Genomic DNA, 12,937 nt, shown 5'->3' with positions numbered 1-12,937 from the left:
AGCCTATGGACAAGTTAAATGCAATGTCGACATTTGTACATGTGGTTGAGCAGCGAAGTTTTACCAAAGCAGCACAGATCCTGAATTTACCGCGCTCGACCCTCACAGATGCGATTAAACAATTAGAAACGCAGCTGAATACCCGCCTACTGTTTCGGACCACACGACAAGTGAATCCGACCGACGAAGGCCACCTGTATTATCAACGCTGTAAATATATTCTGGCTTATATTGATGAATCAGATCATGATTTTTTACATGCTAAACCGCAAGGTAGCTTAAAGGTCGAAGTCCACGGTATCTTTGCTGCGCATTTTATTCTGCCCAAACTACATCAGTTTCTCGACGAATACCCACAAATCCAATTACAACTGACTGAAAGTGATCGCTATGTTGATCTGATTAAAGAAGGCATCGACTGTGTGATTCGGATTGGTCATTTAAATAATAGTGAACTGGTGGTCAGACCCTTGGGGCTGATCCCGCAAGTCACCCTCGCAAGTCCTGAATACCTCAAAAAATATGGTACTCCAAATACACTGAGTGAATTAAAACAGCATTTTATGGTGGGCTTTCATTCCACAGCACGGCAAAAAACGCTTCCCTTAGAGTTTCTGATTCACGATAAAGTTGAGTTTTATGACCTCACCTCCTTAATTCAAGTCAATGGGGCGCAGACCTACTCTGCTGCTGCAGAACAAGGCTTTGGTATTATTCAGGTGCCACGTTATGGTCATTTAAAGCAAATCGAAAATGGTCAGCTGTGCCCTGTGTTAACCCAATACGCCGTTCCTTCTTTACCCGTTTCTTTGCTTTACCCCTCAAAAACACGGGTTTCACCTCGACAACGGGTATTTATTGAATGGATGGTACAGTTGTTTAAAGATCATCCTTTGGATCAGGCTTAACCGTTTCGCTGCTCATCAAAAACAATTTTTGCTGCACTTAAGTCCACTATCTTTATTTAAGTGATGTTTAGTATGATGATTTTTTGCATTTCAATGCGTTGCCATCATGCGTTTTGATTTTTTTGATTTACAGCTATTTCTGCATATCGTCACTACAGGCAGTCTGACCAAAGGGGCGGAACGTTCTGCAATTTCCTTGCAAGCAGCCAGTGAACGCATCAAAAAACTTGAACAATATTTCGATACGCCTTTATTCATTCGACACACCACGGGTGTTGAGCTCACCAGTGCAGGCCATGCCTTAGCCGAACATGCACGACGTTTGCTCCGACAAAAAGACCAACTTGAACAAGAGATGCAACGCTTTCGGCAACAACAACCCGAATCCATAACCCTGTGGTGCAACTCCTCTGCACAAAGTGAATATCTGCCACCGCTGTTACCGCAATATCTGATGCGTCATCCTGACATCAATATCGATCTGCATGAAGCTGAAAGTTCAGAGATTATTGCGGCGCTCGGCAAAGGCATGGCCAAGCTCGGCTTGGTTTCCAGTTTCTTTGATATTCGCCCATTGCAAACCCAAGAATTTGCCAGTGATCCCTTGGTGCTAATTTGCCCAGCCTCACATGCTCTCACCCAACACACACAATTGAATTTGGTCGAGGCCCTAAACTATGGTTTTATTGGATTGATGCCGCATCATTCTTTGCAGCAATCCATCGAAACCCAAGCCAAGCAACTTGGCTTTAATATCCAATACCGTTTGCGTTTGCCCAATTTCGCTGCAATTGCTGAAGTGGTGGCAAAAGGCGTCGGCATCGCGATTATGCCTGCTCGTGCTGCACAGCGTTTAGAGCCAGACTATCATTTCAACACGGTACAGCTGCTGGGTGCATGGGCCAATCGGAAACTGCTGTTGGCAACGCAGGATTTCAGTCAACTGCCCGAGACTTATCAAAAGTTTGCAGATTTTTTATTGCAACATCGTCCTTAGTTCAGACCCAAATTAATGCGATAGCATATACGCACCTAATGCGACCAAGCCCATAAAAAACAGGCGGCGGAAGCGTTGCTCATTCAATTGATAGCGAATTTTTTTACCCAACCACATACCCATTAAAGCCGCAATCAAAGCCACGATGGATAGGCGATAATCCAGAGTGATGCCTGCCATCGGGTTATGCTGTAAAAATACGGCGAGGCAAATGGTGGACACGGTAAAGGTCAAACCCAAAGCCTGAACCAGCTCATCCCGTTTTAAATGCAAAGACTGTAAATAAGGCACTACGGGAATAATCACCACACCTGTTGCCACAGTCACCGCCCCACCGATATAACCGACCACAGGTGAGAGCCAACGCTCATATTTGCCCAAGTGAGGCAGATTCTTAACGCATAAACCATAAAGCCCGTACAGTATCAACATCGTACCCAATAAAATTTCACTGCTTTGGCCATGGCTTTGGCTTAAAGTGGGCAAAAAACTCCAGACCGATCCAACCACAATTCCAAGCAACAAAGACCAAAAGCGGCGTACAAAAGTCCAGACCCGCCCTTCAGCAAACAGCTGCCAGATATTGGTAATCATTGAGGGAACAATCAGTAAAGATGCAGCTTGAAAAGGACTCATGGCAATCGTGAGCAGTCCCATGGAGACCGCAGGTAAACCCAAGCCGATCATGCCTTTAATCATGCCCGCAAAGACAAATACCATCACAATAATTGCTAAAAAAGTCACGCCCGAATCTCCGATATTGCATCGGAATTATGCTACGAAAAAAAGCCAAGTTTGCCCTATTCTTATTTTTGGGAGCGGGCCTCAGGCAGAGCTTGAGGCGGTTCTATATTTGTCTTCCAACACATTGCTGATAATGCTTTCAATCATCCAGACCCGATACAGGCTGTTAAAGACATAACTTTGCCCGTCAATGCGCAATTCTAGGACTGGAAAATCAGGCTGATGCTTTTGCTGACACAGTTCATCATTCTGTTTCAGTAATGCCTCCACATCTTGCTCAGTGATTTGTCCAATCTCTAAACGCTTTTGCATGCGCTGAAAATGGGCCTTAAACGACAAGTCTTTACCACGCGTCCATACCCCTTCAAAAATCTGATGGATACAATCCACCTGCTGTTCTTCAGGCACACTATAAAACAGTCGTGCCATTTCATAAGTCGCTTCTTTGGTTGGACGGCAGAATGGGGTAAATGCCACTTGGGTACGCTTGGAAACACGAGTCGCCAAGCTCCAGTCAAACCAGTCTCGCCCGTGATAACTCAAGGGATAAACCTTCAACTGGATATTATAATAATTGGCCAGTTCTTCTTTGATATAGGCCAATAATAACCAGCTCATTGGATCTTCAAGCGCGATATATAAATCTAGCTCGGGATGCATGGCCTGCACTTCATTGAGCGCCTCACCATCATTAATCAAATGCTCGCGCCATTCGATATGATTGATCAGGAAAATAGGATTTCCCGTCAGCAATTTTTGCTGTTTTAGACGGCGGGTTAAACGTAATAAATCATCGACCGCTTGATATTTCCGCTCACCAAATTCGAAATAACTGGCAGCAACAGGCACATCTTTAAAAATGCGTTCAGGATAATCTTGAGGGCTTTGATGCCGACTGGCCATGGCATATAGGGTACGTAATTTGCCGTATTGTTGTTGCCACAGCATATGGAACACATCTTCCAGTAAATGTAAGAAGTTCTGTTCTCGTAAGGGGGTGTTTCGAAGAATGGTTTCAGCTTGTTGTAATGCTTCCGCGCTGGGAATTTCTGGGGTGTCATCAAAGCCAAAACGATGTTGCTTGGCAAGAATCTTGGCATCATTTAAACAGTAACTGAGCCATTCCTGCTTGGACATGCCATTCGGAGGCTCTGCGTCCTGCCTCGAAATAATCACTTTTAGAGGTTTCAACTCATCACTCAGGATTTCATTGAGCTGATCCAGTTGTTGTACCGCAAGATAGCTATAAACATCGTCTAGACGCAGGTAAATGCTTAAACCCTGTTCCGTGGGTAACACCGCCTGACGTGAAGGTTTCTGATAGAACCAACTCGATCGGATGGGATCAAACCAACGACGTAACAAAGACATGTCGATCGCCTCTAATGGTCATAAAGTGAAATATGAATCGATATACTCAAACTTGGGTTGGAACAAGTGAGTCAATAAGTCTGTTCAGTATCTTATAAAATAACAAAAAAGTCCCCCTTAATTGAAAGAGGGACTAAACGGGATTACAAAACTCGTACTGCGCCTTTGGCTGCGCTGGTCGAATGCATTGCGTAAATCTTCAATGACTTAGACACTTTACGTTTACGCTCTTCTGCAGGATGCCAACCCTTTGCTTCCTGAACGGTACGGCGATGTGCCATAGTCGCATCATCAACATTCAAATGAATGGTACGGTTTGGAATATCGATTTGAATGGTATCACCATCTTCAACCAGACCAATTGCACCACCTTCTGCTGCTTCAGGAGACACGTGACCAATCGACAAACCTGACGAACCACCGGAGAAACGACCATCGGTAATCAAGGCACAGTCCTTACCTAAGCCTTTCGACTTCAGGTAACTGGTTGGGTACAACATTTCCTGCATCCCTGGTCCACCACGTGGGCCTTCGTAACGAATCACTACGATATCGCCCGCAACGATTTTATGATCCAGAATCGCTTCAACCGCTGCGTCTTGGCTTTCAAAAACGCGTGCTGTACCGGTAAATTTAAGAATTGACTCATCCACACCCGCAGTTTTGACGATACAGCCATCTAGAGCGATGTTGCCGTAAAGAACTGCTAAACCGCCATCTTGAGAGAAGGCATGTTCAGCATTACGAATCACACCTTTTTCACGGTCACCATCAAGGGTTGAATAATAACGGTTTTGCGAGAATGCCACTTGGGTTGGAATGCCACCCGGAGATGAACGATAGAACTCATAAACGTCTGCATCTTCAGTACGGATAATATCCCACTTGTCTAATGCATCTTTCAACGTAGGCTCGTGCACGGTTGGACATGAGGTATTCAGTAAATTCGCACGATCCAGCTCGCCCAAGATCGCCATGATCCCACCCGCACGGTGCACATCTTCCATATGCACGTCTTGTTTTGCAGGTGCAACTTTTGACAATACTGGTACTTGGCGAGACAGACGGTCGATATCATCCATGGTGAAATCAACTTCAGCTTCATGTGCGGCCGCAAGTAAATGCAATACGGTATTGGTTGAACCACCCATTGCGATATCAAGCGTCATGGCATTTTCAAATGCAGCTTTAGTTGCAATTGAACGTGGCAAAATGCTGTCATCATTCTGTTCATAATAACGTTTCGCCAGTTCAACCACTAAACGACCTGCTCTTAAGAACAATTTTTCACGGTTGGCATGGGTTGCCACGATCGAACCGTTGCCCGGTAGAGACAAACCTAAAGCTTCGGTTAAGCAGTTCATTGAGTTGGCTGTGAACATCCCTGAACATGAACCACAGGTTGGACATGCCGAGCGTTCAAACGCAGCCACTTCTTCATCGGTATAGCTTTCGTCTGCTGCAACCACCATGGCATCAACTAGGTCAATTGCCTTTTCATCACCACGGAATTTGACTTTACCTGCTTCCATTGGACCACCAGACACGAATACCACGGGGATATTCAAGCGCATTGCCGCCATCAACATTCCCGGTGTGATCTTGTCACAGTTCGAGATACAGACCATGGCATCGGCACAATGGGCATTGACCATGTATTCCACAGAATCGGCAATCAAATCACGTGATGGCAGTGAATACAGCATCCCGTCATGGCCCATGGCAATCCCGTCATCGACGGCAATGGTATTAAATTCTTTTGCCACACCACCAGAAGCTTCAATTTCTCTCGCAACAAGTTGACCTAAATCTTTAAGATGCACGTGACCGGGAACAAATTGGGTAAATGAGTTGACCACCGCAATAATTGGTTTGCCAAAATCTTCATCTTTCATACCGGTCGCACGCCATAAACCACGCGCGCCCGCCATATTTCTTCCATGTGTTGATGTTTTCGAACGATAATCAGGCATTTTGTATTCCCAACAAGTGTGTGCTCGAGAAAAATAAGACTTTCTCTCTGGCGAAATGATACTGAGCTCTTTGCATCATACTACAAGTTATCGTTTAACAGATGACCAACAGGCCTATCTTTTTTGCACAAAAGCAATTCAGTCCGTGAATTAGGGACTCGCCGCGTTTTCGCTTATAATTTGAGATAAGTTTTATTTGGATTCCATTTGTGAAAATCATTTTTGCTGGTACGCCTGAATTTGCGGCAACCGCATTGGCGGCATTATTAAAAACATCCCACCAGATCATTGCGGTTTATACCCAACCTGACCGTAAATCAGGACGTGGGCAAAAATTAACGCCATCGCCTGTAAAACAATTAGCACTTGAGCACGGTTTAGCTGTTTATCAACCTTTAAATTTTAAAGCATCTACGGAAGAAGGCTTGGCCGCGCGACAAGAGCTTACTGCACTTGGCGCAGATGTGATGGTGGTTGCAGCCTATGGCTTGATTTTACCGCAAGCGGTTTTGGATACCCCGAAATATGGTTGTTTAAATATTCATGGTTCATTGCTACCACGCTGGCGTGGTGCTGCCCCGATTCAACGCGCCATTGCCACAGGGGATGCTGAAACGGGCATTACCATCATGCAAATGGCTGCAGGTTTAGATACTGGCGATATGATGTATAAAACCTATTGCCCAATTACTGCGGAAGATACCACGGCCAGCTTGCATGACAAATTGGCTGTTCAAGGTGCAGAAGCGATTTGTACCGTGCTTGAATCAGAACAAAGCTTGCAGGATTTTATTGAAAAACGTGAAGTACAAGATGAAGCACTGACCGTTTATGCGCACAAATTAGTGAAAGCAGAAGCGCGTATCGATTGGACTGTAAATGCAGTTCAAATCGATCGTAATATTCGTGCCTTTAACCCTTGGCCAGTCGCGTTTATTCAGCTCGATGAAAACAATGCCTTACGTGTTTGGGGTTCTACACTTTCACAACTGAGCAAAACCGATGCACAAGCTGGTGAAATCCTTGCCATTGATAAACAAGGTGTTCACGTTGCTTGTGGCGAAAATACTGCAGTGTGCTTAACCAGCTTACAATGGCCAGGTGCTAAAGCCCTCAATCCAGTACAAATTACTCAAACTCAAAAATTGCATATTGGACAAATTCTCCCATGAGCCAATCGAATCAATCATCTACAAAAAATTTGAATCTGCGTGCGCAAGTGGTCAAAACACTTTTGGCGGTTCAAAATGGGCAATCTTTGTCTTCCGTTTTGAATCAACATATCAATATCGTTTCTGAACGTGACCGTGGTTTATATCACGAGCTTACTTTAGGTTGTTTGCGCCAATGGTATTCGTTAAAAGCCATTACCTTACCCCTGCTCACAAAACCATTAGACAATGAAGCCCTAGAAAGTTGTTTATATCTAGGTTTATATCAAATTTTATGTACGCGTATTCCAGTACATGCTGCGATTTCAGAAACTGTAAATGCGGCTAAGCAACTCGGTTTCGAGCCAATGAGTGGTTTGGTGAATGCGATTCTGCGTCGTGTTTCACGTGAAACAGCTGAATTTGAAACAGCGTTGAATAATACCCATGGCTTACCAAGCTGGTTATTCAAACGACTCAAGAAAGATTGGCCTGAGCAAGCAGAGTCTCTATGCCAAGCCTTAAAACAAGTCGCACCACTGACGTTGCGCATCAATGAACGCCAAGTCAGTCGTAACGAATATTTAGAGATTTTGGACGAAGAGCAGATTGATGCTCGTCCTTGCACGCTTTCAGATGTTGGTATTGTTCTAGAGCAAACGGGCAATATTACCCATTTACCGGGTTTTGAAGAAGGTGGTTTTTCTGTTCAAGATGAACATGCACAATTGTGTGCGACGCTTTTACCAAACTTAGATAACAAAGTTGTTGTCGATGCATGTGCTGCACCAGGGGGTAAAACTGCACACATCCTTGAGCGCTTTGATCCTAAAAAGCTGATTGCGCTTGATCATGATGCAAAACGTTTACTACGTGTTTCTGAAAATTTAGAACGTCTTGCCTTAAATGAGAACAATGTTGAGATTATTACCGCTGATGCCACCACGTGGCAGGCACCTGAACCCGTCGATTGTATCTTGCTGGATGCGCCTTGTTCTGCAACAGGTGTGATTCGTCGCCACCCCGATATTCGCCTGCTCAGACAATCAACCGATATCGCACAAACCGTTGCGTTACAACAACAGATTTTGCAGCAGATGTGGCAACAGCTTAAAGTCGGCGGCACTTTGCTATATATCACCTGCTCGATTCTAAAAGCTGAAAACGAGCAGCAAATGGCGGCATTCTTTGCAGAACACACGGATGCAGAAGAAATCAAAATCGAAGCCGATTGGGGCATTGAACAGACCCATGGTCGTCAGCTGTTTCCTTCTGCCCACGCTGGTGATGGTTTCTATTATTGCCTGATTAAAAAATTGGCATAATAAAAAAGCAGGCTTAAAGCCTGCTTTTTTTAAATCTATTTTTAAAGCGTATGCTGATCTTTCACTTCTTCCAGAACCTCATCGAGTTCTTCTGGATGCTTCATTAAGTGCAGAATAGACAGCGCCAATCCACCCCATACAAATAGCATAGAAATAATCATCATGATGATTGCTGAAGTATTCATCTCTACTCTCCTAGCGATCTTTGATTCGGCTGAGTACAACAGCAACGACAGCACAGAAAATCACGCTGCCCCATCCAAAGATTCCTTGTAAGCTCATGCTATAACTATCGTAACCGTTTTTCACCAAGTTAAACACGGTCATGCTTAAGGTTGTTAACAAGATGAGTGAAGTAATCACGGTTAATGTAAATGACCAACCCTTGCCGAGCTGAATCGTCGAAATACGGTTGACATGATCCCGAAGCTCAATTAATGCAGAACGTTTTAGCCAAGCAATCGAGATAATCGAAACCAATGCACCACCAATAATACCGATGTTATTGATGAAATGGTCAATAATATCAACGAGCTTAATCGCATTTACACTTGAGAATAAAATCACTGAAACCAGTGCACTACCACCACCAATAATAGTTACAGCTTTGGTACGGCCCCATTTCAATTTATCTTGCATTGCCGCAATTGGCACTTCCAAAATACTCACCATTGAAGAAATACCGGCAACAAACAGTGAAGAGAAGAATAAGAGGCCAAATATGTCTGAACCAGTACCTAAACTTGAAATGATTTTCGGGAAGGCAATGAATGCCAAACCAATACCACCACTCACAACATCGTGTACTTCTTTACCAGCGGTATGTGCCATAAAGCCCAATGCCGCAAAGATTCCAATACCCGCTAAAATTTCAGTCGATGCATTGGCAAAACCAACAATCAAGCCTGAACCTGTTAAATCAGTTTTTGGTTTAAGATAAGAAGCATAGGTCACCATGATCCCGAAGCCAACCGACAATGAGAAGAAGGTGTGGCCGTACGCCGCTAACCAAACTTTATAATCCATCATTGCCGACCAGTTTGGGGTAAAGAATGCATTTAAGCCTTCAGCCGCACCAGGTAAACGTAATGACTGAACCACCAGAATCGTGAACAAGACGAATAATAATGGCATGAAAATCTTATTGGATAATTCAACGCCCTTTTTCACCCCACCATATAAAATGATTAAAGTCAGTGCCCAAATCCCAACGATAGGCCAGAACAAATGGCTGACGAAGTTCAGGTCAAAGCCAGTCGCTTTTGAGGTCTGCAAATAAGTATTGAAGAAGAAGCTTTCCGGGTCACTGCCCCACGCCTGACCAATCGAGAAGTAGACATAACTTCCCGCCCAAGTCAGTACACTGGCGTAGTACAAACCAATGATGATACAGACACAGACTTGCCACCAACCCAGTGTCTCACCGCCTTTAAATAGCGCCCGATACGCTTTTGGTGGTGAATTACGCGCACGATGACCGGTTGCATAATCCAAGAATAAAAGAGGTAAACCAGCGGTAATCAACGCAAGTAAATAAGGGATAAGAAACGCCCCGCCGCCATTTTCATAAGCAACATAAGGGAAACGCCAAATGTTACCTAAACCTACAGCTGAACCAACAGCTGCAATAATAAAACCAGATCGTGATGTCCAGTTTTCACGAGAATCTGCCATAAAACACCTAAGTTGTCCTGCTGGCTATTCCATGCTGTGTTAGGTTTTTATTATCCAACAGACATGAAAAGTGCCATAAAAAATCTTGTTTTGCTTGCATGAAATTTCAACCTTGTGGGTCTCCGTTTACATGGACAAACAAAGCAAAAACCAAACCATCTTCCTTAAAGATTGGGCTTTGTTTTTCTGCTTTTAATAGCCGAACAATACCTGTTTTTATTTCTTTTTACTGTAAATTCTGAAAGAAAAAGTCATCTTTTTTGAACAACTGATTATTTTTCAACAGACTGTAATTTTGACCTTGCAGTCAACTTATAAAAATCAAGTACATAAAACAATCAAGCGAAGCTAAAACTCCGCTTGGGCCACAATCTTTTTTATTGTTTGATGGCTAATAACCTTTCCTCTTGCATATCCCGAATTGCAGAATGAATCCCTTCCCGACCAAGGCCAGAATCCTTCACCCCGCCATAAGGCATATTATCGACACGGAAAGTTGGGACATCGTTAATAATCACACCTCCGACATGTAAATGATCCCATGCGTACAGCATCTTATTTAGATTCTGCGTATATACACCCGCCTGTAAGCCAAAACGACTTTGATTAATGGTGGCAATACCCTGCTCAAAATCCTTAAATTTTTCAAGGATCGCCACAGGACCAAAGGCTTCATCTTTATAGATTTCCAGCTTGGCATCTACATTTTCCAACAAAGCAGGTTCAAACAACATGCCTTGTAAACTTCCTCCTGTCAGTATTTTTGCTCCTTTTTTCTCAGCTTTATCTAGCCACTTTTTTAGGCGAACAGCCTCAGCTTCCTTAATCATGGGCCCAACCAATGTCGTTGCTAAAGCTGGATCATCCACTTTGATTTTTTTCAATTTTGCGACCAGTTTCTTTTTCACTTCTGCATAAATATCAGCATGAACTAAAATCCGCTGCACACTGATACAGACCTGCCCCGCATGCCCATAAGCGGCACTAATCAAACGATCTATAAGTGCCTCATCAATCACGGTATCTGCATCGATCAGAACCGCAGCATTACCGCCCAGTTCTAAGGTGACTTTCTTTCGGCCTGCACGCGCTTTCATATCCCAACCGACCTGATCTGAACCTGTAAAGCTGAGTAATTTAAAGCGATCATCGGTCACCAAAATATCTGCTGCTTGACGGTCACACGGCAAGATCGACCATGAACCTTTAGGTAGATCTGTTTCAGCTAATACCTTGGCTATCATTAATGCACTGATTGGAGTCAAACTGGCAGGTTTTAAAACAAAAGGACAGCCTGCTGCAATCGCAGGCGCAATCTTATGTGCCACCAGATTCAGAGGGAAATTAAACGGACTGATTAAGGAAATCGCACCAATTGGCACATGTTTAACCATACCTCGAAAACGGGCTGCTGCAGGTGTCACCGCCAAGGGCAACATGCGGCCATCGTCCAGCTGCGTCACTGCATCTGCTGCCAATTGGAAGGTATTAATCAGACGTTCAACTTCTGCACTTGCTGCACCTCGCGGCTTGCCCCCTTCGGCAATCAGGATTTCAGTCAATTCTTCACGCAGTTCATTAAAGCGCTTTACACAATGCAATAAGATCTGTTGTTTTTGAAAGGGCTTTAATGCTGCCATTTCCTGTTCTGCTTTTACTGAAGCAGAAATGGCTTTTTCAAGCACTTTGGCATCGGCCAGAGCAACACGAGCATAGACGGTATTTCGATACTTATCATGTACTTCAAGCCATTGCCCCGTGCTCACCGCTTTTCCCGCGACATACAGTGGATAATCCCGCACGCTTGTTGTATCTGTCATTATTCTTGATCCCGTTATAAAAATTTAAAATTAGACTACTGCATATTTTCCAAGATCACTATATGATTCGCCCATTCGCTGATGAATTCACAACAATTCATTACGGTTTTTGATACTGATTAGGACAATGCAATGAAAATATTAAAAATATCAATGCTTGCTTTAGGGACAAGCTTTTGTGGTCTGGCACAAGCAGATATGATTGGTGTAAAAGGTGATCTTAGCTATTGGAATTACAATGGTGAAGCCAATATGGCCGCACAAACTTCAGCACCAGATCAAGACCTTGATCGTAAAGGTTCTGCACAAGTCTCGCTTGCATTTGAACACCCGATTCCACTGATTCCAAATGCAAAAATTCGCTATGTGAATTTAAAATCACAAACTGAAAATGAAGTTGCAGGTCAGCCAGTTTATGATCTAAATATCGATCATACCGATTTCATTTTGTATTATGAAATTTTAGACACCATCGTAAATGCAGATGTTGGTCTAGGTGCCACTAACTTGAATGGTGATGTAAAAACACTAGGCTTAAGCAAAACTGATATCGATAAAACGGTTCCTGTGATTTATGGATCAGCTGGGGTAAAACTACCTTTCACAGGCTTAAGCGCTAAAGCTGAGTTGTTATATAGCAACTTTAACGACGCTAAAATCACCGATGCACAAGCCGAACTACAATACAACTTTATTGACAATCTCTTGGTCGATGTTGGCTTAAAAGCGGGCTATCGTATCCTCGATGTCAAACTAGATGATTACGAAAAAAATGACCTTAAATTTAACTTTAAAGGTCCTTATATCGGCTTAGATATCCATTTCTAAATCGTAATAACGTGAGAAACGGAATCTTTAGATTCCGTTTTTTATATCCAATCATTAAGCTCTCCTCCTTAATGTAAGCCAAAACCTACAACAATCGTAGTGATTAGCGAATACCCCAATACAAACTTTTCACCTATCATATAAAT

The 12,937-nt window shown here is 43.5% G+C and carries 11 protein-coding genes; 5 read left to right on the top strand and 6 right to left on the bottom strand.

Annotated elements, in window-relative coordinates:
* The first annotated feature begins 5 nt into the window (after nt 1–5).
* Complete coding sequence (locus WA352_RS19905) at nt 6–908, top strand: LysR family transcriptional regulator (protein ID WP_005317092.1); 903 nt, start codon at nt 6–8, stop codon at nt 906–908.
* Between the two features lie 106 nt (nt 909–1,014).
* Nucleotides 1,015–1,905 (top strand): LysR family transcriptional regulator, encoded by an 891-nt coding sequence (locus tag WA352_RS19900; RefSeq protein ID WP_005317088.1) that lies wholly within the window; start codon nt 1,015–1,017, stop codon nt 1,903–1,905.
* A gap of 12 nt (nt 1,906–1,917) precedes the next feature.
* Here WA352_RS19900 and WA352_RS19895 read toward each other — a convergent pair whose 3' ends face one another.
* The 3 genes from WA352_RS19895 to ilvD form a co-directional block, all read right to left on the bottom strand.
* Nucleotides 1,918–2,649: a sulfite exporter TauE/SafE family protein gene (locus WA352_RS19895; RefSeq protein ID WP_005317085.1), complete on the bottom strand. Its 732-nt coding sequence runs from the start codon at nt 2,647–2,649 to the stop codon at nt 1,918–1,920.
* A gap of 81 nt (nt 2,650–2,730) precedes the next feature.
* Nucleotides 2,731–4,020, bottom strand: coding sequence for a hypothetical protein (locus tag WA352_RS19890; RefSeq protein WP_005317082.1), 1,290 nt, complete (start codon nt 4,018–4,020; stop codon nt 2,731–2,733).
* A 143-nt stretch (nt 4,021–4,163) separates the two neighbouring features.
* On the bottom strand, nt 4,164–5,993 hold the full coding sequence (ilvD, locus tag WA352_RS19885; protein WP_032859414.1) for a dihydroxy-acid dehydratase: 1,830 nt from the start codon (nt 5,991–5,993) through the stop codon (nt 4,164–4,166).
* Between the two features lie 209 nt (nt 5,994–6,202).
* Here ilvD and fmt point away from each other — a divergent pair, with 209 nt between their 5' ends.
* Together fmt and rsmB are read left to right on the top strand one after the other, a co-directional pair.
* Nucleotides 6,203–7,165 carry a methionyl-tRNA formyltransferase gene (fmt, locus tag WA352_RS19880; protein WP_005317077.1) on the top strand — a complete coding sequence of 321 codons (963 nt, stop codon included), beginning with the start codon at nt 6,203–6,205 and terminating at the stop codon, nt 7,163–7,165.
* Entirely contained in the window at nt 7,162–8,469 is a 1,308-nt protein-coding gene (gene rsmB / locus WA352_RS19875) for a 16S rRNA (cytosine(967)-C(5))-methyltransferase RsmB (protein WP_005317074.1), read from the top strand. The genes fmt and rsmB overlap by 4 nt, the downstream gene beginning before the upstream one ends.
* Before the next feature lie 41 nt (nt 8,470–8,510).
* On the opposite strand, the gene WA352_RS19870 is transcribed toward rsmB, so the two are convergent.
* The 3 genes from WA352_RS19870 to WA352_RS19860 form a co-directional block, all read right to left on the bottom strand.
* Nucleotides 8,511–8,654: a methionine/alanine import family NSS transporter small subunit gene (locus WA352_RS19870; protein ID WP_004803397.1), complete on the bottom strand. Its 144-nt coding sequence runs from the start codon at nt 8,652–8,654 to the stop codon at nt 8,511–8,513.
* A 10-nt stretch (nt 8,655–8,664) separates the two neighbouring features.
* The gene (locus WA352_RS19865) at nt 8,665–10,143 is read right to left on the bottom strand and encodes a sodium-dependent transporter (protein ID WP_004803394.1); all 1,479 of its coding nucleotides are present in this window, start codon (nt 10,141–10,143) and stop codon (nt 8,665–8,667) included.
* Between the two features lie 377 nt (nt 10,144–10,520).
* Nucleotides 10,521–11,963, bottom strand: a complete 1,443-nt coding sequence (locus WA352_RS19860; RefSeq protein ID WP_005317070.1) for an aldehyde dehydrogenase family protein — start codon at nt 11,961–11,963, stop codon at nt 10,521–10,523.
* Nucleotides 11,964–12,095: 132 nt separating this feature from the next.
* Between WA352_RS19860 and WA352_RS19855 the strand changes: the two genes are divergently transcribed.
* Nucleotides 12,096–12,791, top strand: coding sequence for a TIGR04219 family outer membrane beta-barrel protein (locus tag WA352_RS19855; protein ID WP_004803376.1), 696 nt, complete (start codon nt 12,096–12,098; stop codon nt 12,789–12,791).
* Nucleotides 12,792–12,937 lie beyond the last annotated feature (146 nt).

The sequence above is a fragment of the Acinetobacter sp. 102 genome, assembly GCF_037028485.1.
GTDB classification, from domain to species: Bacteria; Pseudomonadota; Gammaproteobacteria; order Pseudomonadales; family Moraxellaceae; genus Acinetobacter; species Acinetobacter higginsii.
Note: the sequence above shows the minus strand (reverse complement) of the source record. Positions and strands in the feature narration are given on the sequence as shown.